The 17234-nt window shown below is 44.0% G+C and carries 24 protein-coding genes and 3 tRNA genes; 1 reads left to right on the forward strand and 26 read right to left on the reverse strand.

Annotated elements, in window-relative coordinates; translation table 11 throughout:
- Positions 1-211: 211 nt before the first annotated feature.
- The 15 genes from FAY32_RS10245 to FAY32_RS10320 form a co-directional block, all read right to left on the reverse strand.
- Complete coding sequence (locus tag FAY32_RS10245) at positions 212-835, reverse strand: hypothetical protein (RefSeq protein WP_143463344.1); 624 nt, start codon at positions 833-835, stop codon at positions 212-214.
- A gap of 125 nt (positions 836-960) precedes the next feature.
- Positions 961-1443 carry a hypothetical protein gene (locus tag FAY32_RS10250; RefSeq protein ID WP_143463345.1) on the reverse strand — a complete coding sequence of 161 codons (483 nt, stop codon included), beginning with the start codon at positions 1441-1443 and terminating at the stop codon, positions 961-963.
- Between the two features lie 16 nt (positions 1444-1459).
- Positions 1460-2614: a DUF3383 domain-containing protein gene (locus tag FAY32_RS10255; RefSeq protein ID WP_143463346.1), complete on the reverse strand. Its 1155-nt coding sequence runs from the start codon at positions 2612-2614 to the stop codon at positions 1460-1462.
- Positions 2615-3121 (reverse strand): phage neck terminator protein, encoded by a 507-nt coding sequence (locus tag FAY32_RS10260; RefSeq protein WP_143463347.1) that lies wholly within the window; start codon positions 3119-3121, stop codon positions 2615-2617.
- Positions 3105-3485, reverse strand: coding sequence for a hypothetical protein (locus FAY32_RS10265; RefSeq protein WP_143463348.1), 381 nt, complete (start codon positions 3483-3485; stop codon positions 3105-3107). Before FAY32_RS10265 ends, FAY32_RS10260 begins: the two co-directional genes overlap by 17 nt.
- Before the next feature lie 14 nt (positions 3486-3499).
- Complete coding sequence (locus tag FAY32_RS10270) at positions 3500-3796, reverse strand: hypothetical protein (RefSeq protein ID WP_143463349.1); 297 nt, start codon at positions 3794-3796, stop codon at positions 3500-3502.
- Positions 3797-3810: 14 nt separating this feature from the next.
- Entirely contained in the window at positions 3811-4260 is a 450-nt protein-coding gene (locus FAY32_RS10275) for a hypothetical protein (RefSeq protein WP_143463350.1), read from the reverse strand.
- Between the two features lie 56 nt (positions 4261-4316).
- Positions 4317-4670, reverse strand: coding sequence for a DUF4054 domain-containing protein (locus FAY32_RS10280; RefSeq protein WP_143463351.1), 354 nt, complete (start codon positions 4668-4670; stop codon positions 4317-4319).
- A 169-nt stretch (positions 4671-4839) separates the two neighbouring features.
- Entirely contained in the window at positions 4840-5955 is a 1116-nt protein-coding gene (locus FAY32_RS10290; protein ID WP_143463352.1) for a major capsid protein, read from the reverse strand.
- A gap of 3 nt (positions 5956-5958) precedes the next feature.
- Positions 5959-6345 carry a hypothetical protein gene (locus FAY32_RS10295; RefSeq protein WP_143463353.1) on the reverse strand — a complete coding sequence of 129 codons (387 nt, stop codon included), beginning with the start codon at positions 6343-6345 and terminating at the stop codon, positions 5959-5961.
- Positions 6346-6360: 15 nt separating this feature from the next.
- Complete coding sequence (locus tag FAY32_RS10300; protein WP_158727581.1) at positions 6361-6996, reverse strand: DUF4355 domain-containing protein; 636 nt, start codon at positions 6994-6996, stop codon at positions 6361-6363.
- A 204-nt stretch (positions 6997-7200) separates the two neighbouring features.
- The gene (locus FAY32_RS10305) at positions 7201-7389 is read right to left on the reverse strand and encodes a hypothetical protein (protein WP_143463355.1); all 189 of its coding nucleotides are present in this window, start codon (positions 7387-7389) and stop codon (positions 7201-7203) included.
- Complete coding sequence (locus tag FAY32_RS14815; protein ID WP_191988177.1) at positions 7386-8783, reverse strand: DUF6883 domain-containing protein; 1398 nt, start codon at positions 8781-8783, stop codon at positions 7386-7388. The genes FAY32_RS10305 and FAY32_RS14815 overlap by 4 nt, the downstream gene beginning before the upstream one ends.
- Positions 8704-10221, reverse strand: coding sequence for a phage portal protein (locus FAY32_RS10315; RefSeq protein WP_158727582.1), 1518 nt, complete (start codon positions 10219-10221; stop codon positions 8704-8706). Before FAY32_RS10315 ends, FAY32_RS14815 begins: the two co-directional genes overlap by 80 nt.
- Positions 10222-10232: 11 nt before the next feature.
- Positions 10233-11495: a PBSX family phage terminase large subunit gene (locus tag FAY32_RS10320; protein ID WP_143463357.1), complete on the reverse strand. Its 1263-nt coding sequence runs from the start codon at positions 11493-11495 to the stop codon at positions 10233-10235.
- A 199-nt stretch (positions 11496-11694) separates the two neighbouring features.
- On the opposite strand from FAY32_RS10320, the gene FAY32_RS10325 reads away from it, so the two are divergent.
- Entirely contained in the window at positions 11695-12282 is a 588-nt protein-coding gene (locus FAY32_RS10325) for a site-specific integrase (RefSeq protein WP_011667866.1), read from the forward strand.
- Between the two features lie 6 nt (positions 12283-12288).
- On the opposite strand, the gene FAY32_RS10330 is transcribed toward FAY32_RS10325, so the two are convergent.
- The 11 genes from FAY32_RS10330 to FAY32_RS10370 form a co-directional block, all read right to left on the reverse strand.
- Positions 12289-13044 (reverse strand): terminase small subunit, encoded by a 756-nt coding sequence (locus FAY32_RS10330; RefSeq protein WP_143463358.1) that lies wholly within the window; start codon positions 13042-13044, stop codon positions 12289-12291.
- A gap of 31 nt (positions 13045-13075) precedes the next feature.
- Complete coding sequence (locus FAY32_RS10335; RefSeq protein ID WP_143463359.1) at positions 13076-13258, reverse strand: hypothetical protein; 183 nt, start codon at positions 13256-13258, stop codon at positions 13076-13078.
- Positions 13259-13475: 217 nt separating this feature from the next.
- A complete protein-coding gene (locus FAY32_RS14655; protein ID WP_158727583.1) occupies positions 13476-13649 on the reverse strand; it encodes a hypothetical protein in 174 nt (57 codons plus the stop codon).
- Positions 13646-13888, reverse strand: a complete 243-nt coding sequence (locus FAY32_RS10340) for a DUF2829 domain-containing protein (RefSeq protein ID WP_087612765.1) — start codon at positions 13886-13888, stop codon at positions 13646-13648. Before FAY32_RS10340 ends, FAY32_RS14655 begins: the two co-directional genes overlap by 4 nt.
- 11 nt (positions 13889-13899) lie before the next feature.
- Entirely contained in the window at positions 13900-14226 is a 327-nt protein-coding gene (locus FAY32_RS10345) for a hypothetical protein (protein WP_143463360.1), read from the reverse strand.
- A gap of 126 nt (positions 14227-14352) precedes the next feature.
- Positions 14353-14425, reverse strand: a tRNA-Ile gene (locus FAY32_RS14660).
- Between the two features lie 162 nt (positions 14426-14587).
- Positions 14588-14660, reverse strand: a tRNA-Asn gene (locus FAY32_RS10350).
- A gap of 242 nt (positions 14661-14902) precedes the next feature.
- A tRNA-Leu gene (locus FAY32_RS10355) sits at positions 14903-14985 on the reverse strand.
- An 872-nt stretch (positions 14986-15857) separates the two neighbouring features.
- Complete coding sequence (locus FAY32_RS10360) at positions 15858-16307, reverse strand: ArpU family phage packaging/lysis transcriptional regulator (RefSeq protein WP_143463361.1); 450 nt, start codon at positions 16305-16307, stop codon at positions 15858-15860.
- 393 nt (positions 16308-16700) lie between these two features.
- Complete coding sequence (locus FAY32_RS10365; RefSeq protein WP_143463362.1) at positions 16701-16907, reverse strand: hypothetical protein; 207 nt, start codon at positions 16905-16907, stop codon at positions 16701-16703.
- A complete protein-coding gene (locus FAY32_RS10370; protein ID WP_143463363.1) occupies positions 16907-17161 on the reverse strand; it encodes a hypothetical protein in 255 nt (84 codons plus the stop codon). The genes FAY32_RS10365 and FAY32_RS10370 overlap by 1 nt, the downstream gene beginning before the upstream one ends.
- Between the last annotated feature and the right edge of the window lie 73 nt (positions 17162-17234).

Consider the following 17234-nt stretch of genomic DNA (forward strand, 5'->3'; position numbering starts at 1 on the left):
ACCTGGGTCGAATGCTCTGCCAATCGCATTGGATACTCGTATTTCACGCTGATTCTCAATTTCATCAGCCACTGCATTAGCAACAGCCAATTCATCGGTAGTCATACGTTTGGCCTCATCAACCGTGGCAATTCCATAGATAGAAGGACGATAGTATTGCAGAAGGCATTGTGCCTTTTGCTTTATAATTTCTTCCTTATGTTCGTAGTGATTATCGAAACATGCGATTTACAAAATCGCTGGCGGCGTTCATTACCTCCTCAAATTCACTCTCGCCACCGACAGTGCCTAAGAAATAGTTACCTTCTGTCATGATTGGGTTGTAACCATCATGGTGATCCCAGTAATCAAACTTAATTTGCGGACTAGTGATAACGCGTTGCATGAGTTGTTTGTTGAATTCGGCCATAGAGATACTTCCATTGACCGTTTTGGATTCTTCGACCATTTGGTATTGACGCTTTAAGCCTGGGTAAGTGTATGTATACTCAATCTTGGTTCCATCATGGTCTTTGGCAGTAGCCGTATTCGTCTTGTCTTCATCCTTGATTTGCTTGTCAAAGTAATCCCAGTCATAGTCACCTTCGAGAATATTTTTCATTAAAGCTTCATAGAGTAACGGCTTAGACTGATAGCCAGCGGCCATGGAAGCGTCAATAACATTTTGTTGGACGAAAAAGGTACCTGGATAGGTAAAACGATATTTATTGCCAGCCTTCGACGTAAAGACTTCTTGCTTCATCGTTTTTGAATAGTTCTTCTTAGGTGTTGCCTTTTTACGAGTCGTTGTTTTAGTTGCCGTTTCGTTCGTTTGTGTTTCATTATTTTCAGTCATAAGTAAATCTCTCCTTTTATTTTTTGGATAACGATGACGAGCGGAGTTGGACCACCCACCATCACCTAAATTTGAGTAAAAAAATAGACCGCACCGGCAGTCTTCACTCAAATCTATGCATTTATCTAAGCGTTAGCGTCACCATCATACTTGTAGTCGAATACTTCGGCCGTCCAAGCACGGGTTGGTACGTTCTTGCCATAAGGTGCATCCGGCGCCTTTTGAATCATGCAATGGTCACCACCGACACGTTCATCCCCGTAAGCGACGTGGAAGCCAAAAACTTCATCCCCGTTGTACAGTTCAGATAGTAAGTTGTTCGTTGGAGAACCTTGCTGCACGGTGGTTTGCATCGTCCCTAAAGCATCGTATGTAACCGAGGCCGCCGAAGACGCTTGTGGATCAGACATAGCGTCAACCTTGTTGTTGGTCTTTTGTGGCGTCACCATATCGCCATCTTGGAAGTTACGAAGAATAATTGTATCTCCGCTTTGACGAGTAATGGTAATAGACACATTCTTCGCCTTGTACAGGTTAAGTGTCCGGCCTTCACCAATATCGATTGAATTGCGACCAGTAAAATCGTCAACTGCATTTCCTACTGCCATTTATGTATCCCCCTTTCTAAGCCCACATTTGTTCGTTGCCACGAACATAGACTTTATTAATTGCGCTAGACGGTGTGTACCCAAACGTGGTGTTCTTCAGTACACGGCTAGCAATAGCAAAACGGCCCACTTCCTTGATTGAAGGAACGTGAGTCGTATACATTGGCTTACCCGTATCAGGGTCAGTAGCAATAATTCCGGCGTTATAAGATAAACTCAGTGAGCTCTCTAAGCTTGCTGCAATCATGCCTAAACCAATTGCGTCAAACGGCGTTTTTCCAGCTGTATTCAACGTATTTTGCAGGTTAGTTTCAATGGTTGCCTTGACCTGATCCCGTCCGTGGACTTCATCGATATAAAAGCCGGCTGCATTCATATCATCGGTCTGATTAGAATGGTTACCTTTCGTGAAGTAGCAAATAAGTCCTTTCTTTTCCAGAACCATAATATCGCTAGCTGGAAGAGTTTCTGGCGTCACGTTTGCTAAATCGCTGACAAACTTCCAGGATACTTGGCCGATAGTTGGTTGAGCCCCAGCAGCGGCTAATGCAGCTGCATAGAGTTCATCCGTGTCAGTGTGGTAGAAACACCAGGTACGCGTGTTACTAGCAAATTCGGTTGCATCATCCTTATTGTCTGCATTGAATTGCAGGAATAGAATGTGATACCCCTTTGCGTCGTAGCCACCGTGCTCAATCAAATTGGACAAAGCGAGCGCGTCATCCTTGTTGTAGTCGGCAAGCAAGGCAAATTCCCAGTTGTTGTAGAAGTAGTCAAAGGCCGCCTTCGCAATACCTTGGGTAGGAACATCATCACCAGGTTCATTGATGGTAACCGGTTCAGCCTTAACAGTTGCCCCATCGTTAGTAGCGTCAGCTGTTACCCCAGATGGAGCAGGTGCTTGTGCCGTCGTTACAGCAGAATTACCAGTAAAGGTAGTTACAGCAACTAATTCAGGCGCAGGGTTCTGAGCAAATTGCTGTTCGGCAATCTTGTAGACACTCGTATCAGCATTCCAATCGGCTTCAACAGCATCTAAATATGTGTATTCTTTATAGGATTCTTTGTCACCCTTGACGAACACGTTGGAGTTTTTAAGACCAACGGTTGGTTGGGGGTGCGTTACATCAATCGTGACGAACGCGTCAGTAATCTTTGGAATTACAGGCAATTAAATCCCTCCTATTCTTTTTTTATAATCGTCTTTCTCGGATAGATTGGTCCCGTTGATACCAACGTCATCAATCGTATTAATTTTGTCCTGAAACGTGTCTAATAGTCGGAGACGCACGGTAAACTCAGTTCGCCGTTCAACCTGAATGGTGATCACATTATCCGAAGACTCAACTTCACTGGTTCCAACAACGCCAAAGTCATTTTCATCCCCTAGGTAATCCATGGACTGAGTTTCAAATATTTTTCTCAGTTGGTTACCAAAGGTGTATGACTCGTTAGCGCTCTTCGAATGGGCCGTAAAGTTGATTTCAGCTTCAAATTCTTCATAATCCACGTTGTCCGTGATATCAATCGGAATATATGGTTTAACCTGATATGTAAAAAACGGGTATGGTTGCTGAGGTCCCATTCCACCCTCAATAAAGCAATCGATACCCGTTTCTTGTTTAATTAACGCAATGATTTTAATCATTAACGCTTTAAAATCATACGGCTTGTCCATTAGTAGTCACCGCCTCCAGATTATAGATTGTGATACCAGCATAGGGTTGATAGTCACTCTTTTTTGCAACCTTAAAACTAATATTCCGTTCGATATCGTTAACGACAGTATTGTCAGGGATATTAGGTTGTTTAGAGTACCAGTCCATATCCCATGCTTCGACCTCGCCACCCCGATTGCCTACATAGTAAGTACCAGGGCTAGCATTCGTCCCAGGCGGGAGTAATGGTTCTTTGACTTTAAGTGGTACCCCTTCGTCAGGGACCCACTCACCGGCTTCATAATGGCCCGAGTCGTTGCCACTCTTTAATTTAATTTCGAGAGGAATCCCCCACTCGTCTATCATGTCATCGAAGTCAAACATTAGTCATCCCTCCTCTAAGCATTATCACTAGCGGTGATAGTTGCACCGTCAGCCGTTGGCGTTGCCACCAAGTTAGTCGGAGCCGGTGCCTTCTGTTTTGGGACCGTGAAACCAGGTACATTGGCTGGATCAGATTCGGTCAAAGTACCAGTTGGGTTAGTATGAGTTGCCACATAATCGCCAGCAGCCACCACCGTACCAGCAGCTAGCTTCGCAATAACTGCCCCCTTGGCATCGTCGCCAGAAGCTACAACCGTCTTTAAATCGTCCTTCTTATATACATTCAGAGTTAAAGAACTCGTATCTGCCATATTGTCACCTCCTCTCAAATAGACTTAGGCACAATCCGATAGTCAATAGCGTCTCTCAGGGCACCGGTATCAATTAACGGGTCGTCAAAGCCCTTATTGGCAATGGTTAGTGCCGCGTTATGTGGCACCTTAAAACGGATTATTTCGGACTTCATAGCCTCCACAGCCAAGTGCCCAATCATCTCTAGTGCCATCATGGCGGAGCCATCCCCGTTCATGAGCTTTGCCAGCTGTTGTTCGGCAACGGTCTGCCATCGTCCCTCATGACGCGAAACAGTACGTTCCATAAACCGACGTGCAGGTATGCTAACAGACTTCTTCTTGATGTACGTCATAACGCCATCCTTACGGTATGGGATTACCAGGTAGGGTACATTCTTAGCACGAATAACCGCACCGTCGTTATTGACCACGGCAATCATCTGTAAGTAGTCATCTTTAAGCACGCCGACTTCAATTTGCATTGAATTAAACACGGTGATTTCATGTTCAATTTTATCTATGTAATTGAATTCATCTATCAATAGAAATGCACCTGATTTCTGCCAATAGGAGCTAAACCATTAGCTTTAAGCAAGTCATTGTAAAGCTTTAAGAACACGTCAGGTCCCAAGTTAGCCACGTCAAAAAAACTCTCGGTTAGAGGGCCCATTGTTTGGCTACTTTTGTTATTGCCCTGACGCATAATTTGAGTCCCAATATGGGCCGCCATCAATGCCCAACCATGCGGAATCACATTGTCAGGTTGTTCAGGTAAGCCAGAAACATCGATTACCGGCTTAGCTAGATCAATCCAGTTCTGAATAATATCTGGTTCCAATTTGGCGAATTTTTGGTCCATTCCTTGTACGGTAGATACCTCAATACTGGTCATCTACTCACCTACTTTACTAAGGCTAGCAAGTCGGCCTTGGCGGTTACGCCACTGTAACTGACACCCTCAGCGTCCAGATAAGCCTTGATTTGGTCGATAGTGTTGGCAGAGGTAGGTTTGGCTGCTTCATCCCCCGCACTCGTATCAGCCCCATTATCAGCCGATGGGGCTAGGCTTTTGGGTCAGCTGTTGGTGTAGTTACCGTAGCAGAAGTAGCCAAATCGGTTGGATCCTTTGCAGCCACACCAGCAGTGTCTAAGATATATACGCCATCGATTTGTTCAAAGGAAGGCAATACCATTTGAGAAACATTAATCTTCTTATTAACGGGGTCGTTAGTCATGGTTGACGTAATTGCAACACCTTCATCAACAATAGAAACATCAGTCGCTACGTTGCCTCGTAGGTCAGCTTCTTCTGGGGTCAAACTCATGCGGGTGTAACCCAAGTCACCGTCTGGCATGAAGATTACTCGGCCGTCTGGAATCCAATACTTGTCGGCACCATCAATATCGGTATACGTCTTATCGTAAATTTGAATATTTACGCCATAGTTAATTAAAATGTAATTCATGGCCTGTTGATTTGTCATGGTTACTCGGTCGATATTGCTAGTAGTATTAAGAATTGTTGACTTGATGTTCGTGTCGGATAGCAAAGTGTCAAAGGTCTTTTGATTCATAGCCGCACGAGTAATCGTTTGATTAGAATCCTTCTTGACGATGTACTTTGCTTTCCGAATATCTTCAAGTGGAGTTGAACCAGCTGCACCCCATGCCTTATCAGCAACTACCCGGTGAGTATCCTTCATCCCATAATCCGCTGTGATAAATTGACCATTTCCGAAGACGTTTACTTTACCAGTCTGGATCATTTGGTTACGCATGATTTCACGAGTAAGAGATGCCGCATTAACCAACTCAAGGGAGTCGTCGAAAACGTGGTTCATGATTAAATCTTTTTCGACTTGTGACCCATTTTCACCGACCCGCAGTAATTCTTGCCGCAAGTCTTCATCAATGTAGTCACCTTCCTTGAAGTAACGTGTCTTGTCGTTAATTTCTTGGTAACCTGAACGGCTCCGCATGATGGCTGGAACACCAAATGCAGAAGGTGCCAGTGGACGAGTGGAACGACTCTTACCACGATAGAACTTGAAGTTCGCACCAATTTGCTTCTTCACCGGCATGACAGTTTCCCATAAGAAGGGTTCCGTCTTTTGCGCTAAAGTCATCCAATAGGAACCAACTTCAGTCGCATTAATTTCATCAAAAATCGTGTGCATATTTTACCGACCCCCGTTTCGTTTGAAGAACGTTACTTTACCGTTTAATGCTTTCTTAGTGTCATCAGTAATAGCTACTCCATCAGGTAAACGGAGTTCATTCACATAGCCATTAACAATCATGGTTCCATTACCAGTACCACCCGTCACATCTGCCGCGAATTCCAACACGCCTTGTGCCGTGCCATCATTTACAACCGACAGAACAGCTTGTTCGTTCTCCAGTGTGGAAGTGGTGCCTCCAACCGGCGTACCAGCTGGAATAATTTTCTTACCCGTTTCTGGGTCAGCAGTAACACCCGTATCATTGAGCATTACGCCTAGTGCGACCTTGTTGGCAATAAACCCAAGAACTTGCTTAGGCACGCCAAATGTCTTAATTTCAGTCACAATTACATCTCCTTATTAGTCTTTCTTAAAGTATGGGCTGGCCGCGCGCTGAATTTTTTGCTTAGCTAACCGTTCTGCATAAGTTCCGGTTTTACCGTTTAACGAATCGCCACCGGCTTTAGGAGCCTTGCCACTGAGATAATCCTTCTTAACATCAGCCTCAATACGCGTTTTAAGTCCGGTTAGCCAATCCATATTGGCTTTAGTAGAAGTAGCGTCAGTAGTGACCAAGTGGTCAAGGTCGGCATCCGTGAGCGTCACACCGACTTCAGTAGCCATTGACCGTGCCTGATCTCGCATTTTATAACGGGCCAACTCAGTATCGGAATTTTTTCTAGCTTCATTGGCTTGTTGAAGCTCATAATCCTTCTTCTGATTAGCATTCATCTCAGCTAGTTTCTTAGCTTCAGCTTCCTTTTCAGCCAATTCAGACTTCCACTTGGCCTTCTTGCCCTGAACAATGGCGTCTACTTCGGCATCCGTGTACTTTTTACCATCATCATCTGACTTTCCACCTTGACTATCGGTATCGTTGGTACCACCGTTTTCTTGTCCACCATCATTGAGTGGCGTTGATTTTCCACCGTTGCCACCGTCGTCTGGTTCAGCGAAAAACTGTAAATTAGCCGACATTAAGTTAACTTTATTCATGTATAAAACTCCTCCCATAGCTTTTTGAGTGGATCAATGCTTGCACTTTATCCGTAGCTTTTTACAACTTCCACGCCTGGTTTTGGACACAAAAAAAGCCGATTCAACGGTAAATACCGAACAATCGACTCTTTGAAGCTATTCAATTAAATCAGTGCCTTGATAAATCAGCATTTCTTAGGCTCCATTTGTCAGAAATAACGCCTATTTAGGACGATACGTTATTTTAACAACATGTGATAAGCTTGATGTAAATTGTTCATAATCGGGATATTCTCCGGTTGAAGGAACTTCTTTTTCGAGTAACAAGCCACCATCATCAAATAAAATCATAACAGCCGCCTCTGTTCCATCATCCATCAAAACGTTGTCACATTCTTTTAATTGAATCAATGCTGTTCCCCCTTTTTATCCTTCACGTATGGCGAAACAAACCTTGTCTTACCATCTTCGCTACTAACAATCCAAGCCGTCGTGACATTATGTTTCTGGCCATTATCTCCAGTTACCATAATGTTAACTTCATAACGCTGCCCATAACCATCTTTTAATTTTGGAATAGCTTTTTCCGTTAATATTCCTTTTTTAATCTGATCCATGAGGCCCTTGTAGTTTTCTTTAGTATACCCCAACGCCGATTTAAATACGATGGCCTTGTTTCGCCCATTAGGACTATCCATATCTAAGGCGTACTTAGTGAATTTTTCTATTGGAATAATAGCATTTTCAGCGTTAGGAAGTGGTTGTTCAGACGAAGAATCACGTTCAACAGCCCGCGTTTCATTTTTAGCAGTGTCAAAACTATCATCAGTTTCGGAAAGCACAGTCTGTGCAGCGGTCATCACTGCCTCACTAGACGTAATTAAGCTTGACTTACCAATATGTGGAATCTTACTGCACCGACAGTTAGGGTGGCTGTCGTCAGGAATATCAGGTGCGTCGTTAATCCAATATGGACTGCCTTCTTCGATTCCTTGGCACTTCTGACAAGCACCGGGTTCGCACACCCAATCAACCTGTTTAACGTCCTTCATGCGGTAGGTAGCCATGTTGGCCTCGTCTTTAATTCGAGCAGATTCAGTTCGAACAATCCGACGAGCATTGAACTCCATTTGTTGAATTCGGTCAGCAGCGGACTGTGACGGCTTAAATTGACTTGGATTGGCATGGTTAGCTAATATACTGTCCAAGTCATTTAGTGACATCCCATGTTTCAAATGTTGATTAACCAGGTATTGTACATCCCCAGCCATTTTGTCACTGTCAATCCATAGATTACGTGACCACACATTCGTATTGCTCGAATCTGTAATGACACTAGTAATTTTCTTAGATTGCTTAGACGTGAGGTTAAAAAAATCACCCATCCGTTTAGCTTCGGTTTTACCATCCAAAGCCACTCGATGAGTGATATTTTTTTGATTACTTACTGTCATTTTGATGACGCCTAAAGCAAGAATTGCGTTCAGCAAATGGCTACGGTCAATACCAGCAATGAACCCTGTAATGCTCATTCGTTGCTTAGCGTCATCCGGCCAATCACTGACATCCCCCATCTGCGCGAGAGCTTGTTGCCATTGGCTCATATCCCAACGAGAGACACGTTGACTAACCTGACTAAGGGTAAGTCCTTCATCATCTGCATAATGCTCATAGAAGGCTAATAGGTGGCTTCTAATGAATGCTAAGCACTCAGATGTATACTGACTACTTTGTCGGTCCGACTGATTGTCCAGATTGATGAGTTGTTGAATTCGTTTCTTTTCCTGAGCTACCGTTATCGCCATTAGCTACACCGCCCTTCTGCTGGTCGGTTTGACTTTGAAGGTATTGCTGGACCATATTCCCAGTTTGTACCTGGCTTTCAGCATTCTCTTTCTTGAATTCGGCCATAGCTTCATCCGGATCATCGACGAAAGGCATTTGCTTAAGCAGCAGCTTAGTACTCATTTTGCCATAAAAGAGACTGTATGCTTGTGCCAGCTCCAACAAGTTCTGTGGTGTCGATTGCGTAAAGCGAAATGTTAGTCCTTGCCATACATCAGGATTCATCCCCGGAACGACAGAAAATACGCACCGGAAAACGTCACGTAGAGACTTCTTAAATTTGTTGGCTTTGACGTCTGCCATGTCCTTCATTGGCTGATATTTCAACTTAAGAGTTACCCCAGCTGGGTTACCCGCGAAAGCCTCGTCGTTGAGATTTACCACGTTGGCAATCTGATAAATGTAATCAACCAGACGGTCAACGAGGTGTTCCTGTGTCTCATCAGCACTAGGCTTTTCCATGAAGTCAACTTGAGTATCAGCCTCTGCACCACTATCAGCTCCATTAACCACAAGCATTCGTTCATCGCGTAAGTTCTCGTTGAATTTTTTAACTTCCTCCTCGCCCATATATGCATTGATAATCTTCAAATAGGCGTCAGCAAAATAGTCAACATCATTGGCCTTCTCAGACATGGCCTTATCTAGTGCATCAATCAGCGTAACGATATCATAACAAAGTGACAGTCGTTCCTCGTTCTCGACGGCTTCAATAATCGGCACAATCGGGTATGGTAGTGCGTAAACACCTACCTGGTCCAAGTAGTTATCAGACTTACCGTTCATGACGAACTCGCGGTCTTGTCCCACACTCATGAGAGACACCATCATTTCACCTTTGACATTGTAGCTGTAGTGCACGCCGTACTTGACGTTACGAGCAATGGTATCGTCATAAATCAAAAAGGTATCTAGTGGACTAGATGGCACGACACACGGGTTACCACTTTCATCTTGATAGACAAAGTAGTAAGACCGTCCATACATACTAGATTCCTTAGATACCTCAGCATTTACGTCTTCAAAATTGTTAACGTTGGTCCATGTACTTATGTAGTCGTCCGCCTTCTTATCGTCGCTGTCAATCTTCACAGGAGTGCCAATAAAGAAGCCGTTGAAGCTCGTTACGGCTTTACGTGGGAAGTTAACCACGAGTCGATTATCAGGCTTATATGGTGCTTTACGTGGCCTGTGCATGATGTCGTGGTCACCTTCGTAATACTTGCGGTCCTTCAAATAGTCAGGCCGGATATGTAATCGATGATAATCAATCAGTGAGACTAAGTCCCCGGTAGTAATTTCTTGGTCAGCCGGGAAAATAAAGGTTCCGTTATGTGTAATCTGAGCGTTGTTTAGTACCTCGTTTTCCAGTTCTGGTACATCAATTTCTAATGCCAATCTCTCACCTCCTAGCCTAACTTGAATGTTTGAATCGTTGGTCGACGGCCAATCATATACATCACGAAATACCGCATGGCGTCCATCGAATGGTCATGCTGTTTAACTGGCTTGTCTTCACCATGTTCAGCGGCCTTGTCATCCCAAATATAGGACGCAAACTCTTTGAACAGGTCTTCCAGCCCAGGCGCAAACACAATTTTTCCTGTATTCATTGCGGCACCTGTCTTGCGAATGCCGTCCAATACATCATTGTCAGCCTTGACCACATGACGACCGTTACGTCGACGACGGGTAATAAAAGAGGCAGCCGAAGGGTCAATGATTTCCACTGGCCTAAGGTTGCCTTCAAACTTATCTAAATCCGCTGAGTATTCCTCATCAGTTTTTTGCTTGTGCTTATGACGACCATCATAGTAATACATTTTGATTAGGTGCCACGTTTCCCCATACAATCCCCATAGAAGGAATACGGTTGGGTTTAACGTCCCGTAGTCAATGCTAACAGCGTACTTACGAGCCGTGCCCTGTGGATTCTTGACGACCATCTTGTTCTTGTCGAAGTTGTCATAGATGATCCCGTCTGATAGCACCCATTGGCCCAGAATGAAGCGTTGGTAGAATACACCCGTATACATACGCTCGTAACGGTCAATCGTCTCAGGAGACAGTGACGGATTATCTTTCATCGTGAAGTGAATATGGATTGCTTTGTGCTGGTCTAATTGATCTAGCCACTCCAGTTTGAACCAGTGGTAAGGCCCAGCCGGGTTGCAGTTGAACCAGAACTTCGCACCATCAACAGACGCACGTGCGGTCGCCTGGTTAACAAATGATTCTGGCATTAAAGCTACTTCATCAAAAAAGAAGCCAGCGACCGTAATGCCTTGCACCAGGTCTTGACTTCCTTCATCTTTGCCCCCGAAGAGATAGTAATAATTTGTAACTCCATTATGGCTAATAACTAGCAAATTGTCCGCTCGCTTGTCCTTCACCTCGTAGCCACGGCCGCGAAGCATTCTCATCAACGGCCGGATTACGTTACGCCGAAGCGATCCAATCGTCTTACCAGCAATGCCAAATTGTTCTTCGTTATAGTTCGTCATTGACCAGAGAACGTAGCTCATCGACATGATAAGAGTCTTACCCGCCCGAACTGACCCATCACAGATAATTGTTTCAACATCACGTCGATTAAGCCACTCAGGGTGAAGCACCATAGCTAATTCAGAATTGTCAGCTTCAAAAATGCGAGGGTCTAGCCACCAATTCAAAACGTTAAGCTGCTTCTCTGAAAACGGTGCAAACTCAAATTGTTTAACTTGGATTGATGGTCATCTCCTTTTAGGGGCTATTTCAAGATAATAACTCCTCGTGTTTATTGATTTATCAGCGTTTAGATTGTATACTTCATTTTATAGGAGTTATTTATTCTGTATTTAGACAAATAGACCATAAAAAGAAGGTACAATCATGAAGCAAAATGTTCTTCCAATCAAAGACTCAAACGTCCTGATTCAGGTCCAACAAACACTACTCGATAGTTTTCGAGCTGGTCGCAGGAACTACACCATCTTCCAAATGGGGAAAGCCACATTACTTCGAGTAAGCGACGTTCTGGCCTTGCGATATGATGACGTGTTTGACAGCGACAGTAATGCCCGCAGGAATGCATTCATCCACGACAAAAAAACCGGCAAGGCGAACACTCTCTACCTCAAGCCAGTCATCAATGATTTGCTAGATTATCGTGAATGGCTAAATTCCAAACACATTGAATCTGAATGGCTGTTCCCATCCAGCAGCGACCCAACCAGACACATCAATGAGAAGCAATTCTACAAAGTTATGGCTCGTGTTGGTGACTTACTGGGACTAGATTACCTAGGAACTCATACCATGCGTAAAACAGGTGCTTATCGTGTCTATGTTCAGTCTCACTACAACATCGGTCTCGTCATGACACTACTGAATCATTCTAGTGAAGCCATGACGCTCGCCTATCTCGGCTTAGATCAGGTCAGCCGAGAACGTATGCTAGATAATATAGACTTCGGGTAGCTTCGGCTACTCTTTTTCTTTGCCTTTTTTGGCGGCAATGATTGCATTTAGGAAGCTGTCCTTCTGCTCACTGGTCAACTTAGCTTCTGGCAGGCGGTCAAGTAGGACTTGTTGTGCCTTCTGTTTATCGTAAAGTTCGATTACTAAGCCATCTTTGCCACGGTGCATTGACTTCACGAGAGACATATCAACCTTGTCCATGTCCTCCGGTCGAATGCTAATCGAGTAATGGTGTAATGCCTTGCCATTCGAGTCCTTGTGCTTCTTATCGACGACGTCTTGAACATCATACCTAATGTAATCGCCGAAGTTAGATGTGGCTTGCTTGATATACTCTTTCAGGATATCAGTGGCCGTTATGTATAGCTCAGTTGCCTGAGCCTTCTTCAATTCTGCTAGCTGTTTCTTAACGTTATCATTTGCAAGCAGTCGGCTTCCATTGAAGCGAGCAGTATCGTAGTTCACTCCATAAGACTTCATATACGCCCACGTCGCATTGAACCGTTGTAAATAGTATGTGCAAAACAACTTCTGCTTATCGGTCAAATTAGAGTTGGATTCCAGCTTATCGATAACAGGAGGTGCAACTTTGGGTGCACTTTTTCCTTTTGGTTGCACCTTATCAGGGGGTGCACCTCGCTGCCAATTATGTCGTTTCTTCCAGGACTTAATGGTATTGATGGATATACCTAACTTGCTCGCGATATCCTTATACTTCATCCCACTCATATAATCCTGATACGCTTGCTCTTTATCAGTCACGCATACTCACCACACCTTCAATTCTTTCTGACTATCGACTCATGCGTTTCAAAATTTCTCTTTTAAGCGAATCCCAATACTGTAATAATCCATTGTAAAAGGTATCATCGGAATTACTCTTCATAAAACGTTCCAACACACCGTTCACATAGGCGTACTGTGTTAACAACTCTTCACCTTTCATTGAAGCAGCAGGCTTGCGTGTAATGCTCATCGAAGTTCACTCCATTTTTCTACCAATTAATCGTTAACTTCCCACTATCGATATTTCGCTGAAACTCGCGCTGAATATCATTTAACTCTGATTCAGAATAATTATTTTTTAAATTGATTGTCATCTGGTAAGCGACACCAAGCCTATGGTCATAAAGAAAAATAATCGTATCTTCATTTTCATCCGGAACTGTAACAATACGATCATCTCTAGCTTGTCAAAGGTATTGGTTCATTTCGTCTTTAATTTTGCTGCTAACTTCATCGGCCTTTTGCATATTATCTTTAATAGCATCCAAATGGTCGATTACCTTCAAACAGTCGTCAATGCTACCTTCAATGTCCGTATCAATAGCCGTGTCACCTAATTGCTTATGAATAGTTAGTTTCATTCAACTACCTCCCAATCACTAGCCAGCATATCTGTTTGGCTTGCCAACCATGGAACACGACTCTTCGGTGCATCAGGATTATCTGTTTGTAGTCCCGTGGTATCGATGTAAATGTAATCCCCCATATCGTCGCTATCCTGTTGTTCGTGCAAGCCGACCCAGATGCCTTTGCCATTCCAGCCAGAGCGCCGTACTTTCTTGCCTTGCTTCATTAGCTCTAAAGCTTCACCAAAAGTCATTGCATTTCCTCCTAATCCGTAAACGTGGTATGCGGTTCCCCGTACAGCATTACATCAACCGTAGGCACACTCGCACCAATCGAAAACGGCAACATCTTGAACTTCTCAATTTTCATCTTGGTAACCACGGTCGCATTTTCATCACAAATAATTGATTTAAACTTCTTCGGGTTAAAATGCTTAAGCACCGGAGACGCATACAGCAAGTGAAGGATAATTCCTCCTTCAACTTCATCAAACATGTTTTCTGGAACTGGCCCGAAGTTATGAACGGCATCCCCGTCCAGCAAAATCTTTGTATTCTTACCTCGATAAATCCCTAATAGTTCATCTGTCATTATTCTTCCTCCAAACAAAAAGCCATCCCCAAAGGGACAGCCATCATGAACACCGTTGTTAAGCAAATGTATTTTTATTAAAAGATAGGGGCCTTTCAGCTCCTTCTATTTTGAATTGGCGTTCAATTGCGCAGGTTGGATTCGAACCAACGTGTACTGGTTTATGAGACCAGATAGGTAACCACTCCTAAACCGCGCATTAATACTCCTACAATCGTCGAACTCGGAGCTTGTCAGTACCACCTAAGTGGTTGCACATATTTGCGATAAGCACCCTCGACAGGCTCTCACGGCGCCTACTACCGACTGACGTTCTTATTACTAGAGTTGGTGCTTGACTCTTCTAGCAACTGGCGTGCAACGAAGACTACAAGATTCGAACCTGTGACAAGCTGGTTAACAGCCAACTGCTCTACCGACTGAGCTAAGTCTTCATATGCCTGGCTGTTTGGAGGCGACCAGACACTCATGGATTCGGCCCCATGCGGCTAACGCAAGGTTACGATGCCACCCGCGGGGCAATGTGCTTGGCATGGAATCGAACCATGCAGTGTGACGCGCCGTCCTCATAAATAAAACGTCATAGGCTCCTACATCACGACTGGGTCCCTTCGCCCGTGTTACCCTTTTACACTTACAAGCACGCTACTTTTCAATGTGGGCACACAGTCCACAATGCTGAAGGTGGGATTCGGACCCACACGTCTTAGTGACACTGGATTCTAAGTCCAGCGCGTCTGCCAATTCCGCCACTTCAACAAAATAGTGAGCTGAGAATACACTCACTAGCAACAATCTTTCGCGACCTTATTTATTAGTCGTTTTTCCACCCGATCCCTCGAGTAACTGTCATAGTCGGTGGTGATTCCACCGTTATATACTGCACCCTACTCAGCAGATTTCGATTCACCAAGCAGGAGCTACCCACTCGATTGCACTACTAACTACTAAACTGACTCACCTTGCGAGCTTGCCAGCGCTCCATTCCAATGGTGGAGCATTAGACTACTTTCAGATACAGCAGGCGAAGGCTTTTGCATTTAGATAATTTTATAATGGATTTACAGTCCATTCTGTATAGCGAACAGAACTTTTATCTTACTTGGAACCCAGTGCTTCGCCAGAAGTTCGTTCCCCTTTTGAGGGAGCAAATGCTTCACTGGGCCGGTAGGCTTTCGTTGTCACACTAATTACCATGTCATTTAAATATCAAGGGCTAACGGTCATTCCCTCATACCTCATAACTGGTAGGTGCCCTTGTCTGACAAACTCGGACTTTTTCTGCTACCTACCTCGATCATCAAAGTTATTCACTACACCAGCTAGCAGTTTTGCCGTTACCCACGTTACGCTTAGACCACTCGGCGTCGACGTTTACTGGTTCGTTTCTAACTGAATGCCCTCAACAGACACTTTAATGACGACCATTGCCTGAATTACCATTACTGGCGACCATCTCCCAAGAACAGGATGATCTTTGGCCCACATCACTGTGGCTTAATACGTCAGGCCGTTTCTTAACTCTTTCAACGATATCTATACTACACCGATATTTCGGCAATGCTGGCTGTGCGGTTGCAACCTATATGCACCCATATTGCGTCAGAGTTGCATCGAGGGTGCAACTCTCATCAAGAAGCCTTAACACGAAGGTCTTCCAACATGTAGCAATCGGCAAACTGCAAAAGCGCTTGTGGCTTCTTGTCATGAGAGAAACTGGACTTTGAATAGCCAATTGCCATATAACACATGGTATCGCTATAATCCTGAAGGTATAGCATGTCCAGAACCTCACGACAATCCTTATCACAGTGACCCATAGCCTCTGCCGTTCGCTTAATTACTTCTTGTGCGTACAACTTTTCAACGATGCGTGCGTCGGTGCTATTACCACTAGCAGTAGCTTTAGGCATTCCATCGTAATTCGGTGATCGTAAATCCGTTAATGACTTACCAGCAATTCGTACCATACGCGGCAAAGTCCACTTGAGGAAATTTGCTACTTTATGACACGTTGCCTGCTTGTCAATCTTAGGAAAAATATCGCTCATATTCATACTGTTAAAATCAATCTCCGTCACTGTTGACAGCCCCCATCGTCCATTAGTTTATGGTAAAATAAGTTGCTGAGTTATTTTGATAACAGGGGCTGCTGTCAATGCGGCCTTTTTTATTTACTTTGGGATTTTCAATACCGAATACAAACACCATCGACCACTAATCTGATTTACGCCATTGCCTATTGATATTTCAAAATTTGCATCTGTATCCCAACCTGAATTAGTAAGCGAGTACAAATTTGACACCAAACGAGTAGCCGTGCCTTCGCTCAAATCAAGAGTAATCAATTCTTCACGTAACGTTTTCACGTTAAATCTATAGAATGTGACCACAGTCGTGTATTTCATTTCATCCCCCTCTATAGTCAAACCAGTCGGCGTGCCAGCAATGGGACGCTATTTTTGTGCAGAAAATTAGTCGTCGGAGGTTTCAACGTTCTCTTGTAGCAATTGATCAATGATATGGTCGTACCGACTAGTAATGTCATCAACCTTACTCTGGTCTTGATCCGTATACGGTTCAAAACTATCGTCATCACATATAATGGACCACCATCTGTCTGATTGTTCCTTAGCTGCAAATCTCACTTCTTGAATTTGTTTCTTCAATTCAGGTGCCATCACTTAACCCCCATTTCCCGCATACAAACATCTCCAAAATAAATCAGGAACATTGCTTCGTCCTTTTCCGTCATGCCCTTATAGATACGACGAATATCTTCTGGCACGCCCATATCCATCGCTTGATTATCTTCGCTCTGCTTCATGTCACGCATGAACTCACCAAGAATCTCAATTGGGTAAAGACCCACTCCGACTGAAAGGATTATTAGGTAATCAGACAGCTTTTGAAAATCAGACTTATTAGCGACCATTAATCAACGCCCAAGTCAGTCTGACCATCAGCTTCTGGAAACTCACCATCGGTATCTAGCTCAGTTTGATTGG

This window comes from Levilactobacillus enshiensis, from assembly GCF_007115095.1.
Classification (GTDB): domain Bacteria; phylum Bacillota; class Bacilli; order Lactobacillales; family Lactobacillaceae; genus Levilactobacillus; species Levilactobacillus enshiensis.

What these genes read in the sequence shown, in the direction of transcription:
- FAY32_RS10245 (WP_143463344.1), bottom strand. Translation starts at nt 835, where the DNA reads ATGACTGAAAATAATGAAACACAAACGAACGAAACGGCAACTAAAACA.
- FAY32_RS10250 (WP_143463345.1), bottom strand. Translation starts at nt 1,443, where the DNA reads ATGGCAGTAGGAAATGCAGTTGACGATTTTACTGGTCGCAATTCAATC.
- FAY32_RS10260 (WP_143463347.1), bottom strand. Translation starts at nt 3,121, where the DNA reads ATGGACAAGCCGTATGATTTTAAAGCGTTAATGATTAAAATCATTGCG.
- FAY32_RS10265 (WP_143463348.1), bottom strand. Translation starts at nt 3,485, where the DNA reads ATGTTTGACTTCGATGACATGATAGACGAGTGGGGGATTCCTCTCGAA.
- FAY32_RS10270 (WP_143463349.1), bottom strand. Translation starts at nt 3,796, where the DNA reads ATGGCAGATACGAGTTCTTTAACTCTGAATGTATATAAGAAGGACGAT.
- FAY32_RS10275 (WP_143463350.1), bottom strand. Translation starts at nt 4,260, where the DNA reads ATGCAAATTGAAGTCGGCGTGCTTAAAGATGACTACTTACAGATGATT.
- FAY32_RS10280 (WP_143463351.1), bottom strand. Translation starts at nt 4,670, where the DNA reads ATGACCAGTATTGAGGTATCTACCGTACAAGGAATGGACCAAAAATTC.
- FAY32_RS10290 (WP_143463352.1), bottom strand. Translation starts at nt 5,955, where the DNA reads ATGCACACGATTTTTGATGAAATTAATGCGACTGAAGTTGGTTCCTAT.
- FAY32_RS10300 (WP_158727581.1), bottom strand. Translation starts at nt 6,996, where the DNA reads ATGAATAAAGTTAACTTAATGTCGGCTAATTTACAGTTTTTCGCTGAA.
- FAY32_RS14815 (WP_191988177.1), bottom strand. Translation starts at nt 8,783, where the DNA reads ATGGCGATAACGGTAGCTCAGGAAAAGAAACGAATTCAACAACTCATC.
- FAY32_RS10325 (WP_011667866.1), top strand. Translation starts at nt 11,695, where the DNA reads ATGAAGCAAAATGTTCTTCCAATCAAAGACTCAAACGTCCTGATTCAG.
- FAY32_RS10335 (WP_143463359.1), bottom strand. Translation starts at nt 13,258, where the DNA reads ATGAGCATTACACGCAAGCCTGCTGCTTCAATGAAAGGTGAAGAGTTG.
- FAY32_RS14655 (WP_158727583.1), bottom strand. Translation starts at nt 13,649, where the DNA reads ATGAAACTAACTATTCATAAGCAATTAGGTGACACGGCTATTGATACG.
- FAY32_RS10340 (WP_087612765.1), bottom strand. Translation starts at nt 13,888, where the DNA reads ATGACTTTTGGTGAAGCTTTAGAGCTAATGAAGCAAGGCAAGAAAGTA.
- FAY32_RS10345 (WP_143463360.1), bottom strand. Translation starts at nt 14,226, where the DNA reads ATGACAGATGAACTATTAGGGATTTATCGAGGTAAGAATACAAAGATT.
- FAY32_RS10365 (WP_143463362.1), bottom strand. Translation starts at nt 16,907, where the DNA reads ATGGCACCTGAATTGAAGAAACAAATTCAAGAAGTGAGATTTGCAGCT.
- FAY32_RS10370 (WP_143463363.1), bottom strand. Translation starts at nt 17,161, where the DNA reads ATGGTCGCTAATAAGTCTGATTTTCAAAAGCTGTCTGATTACCTAATA.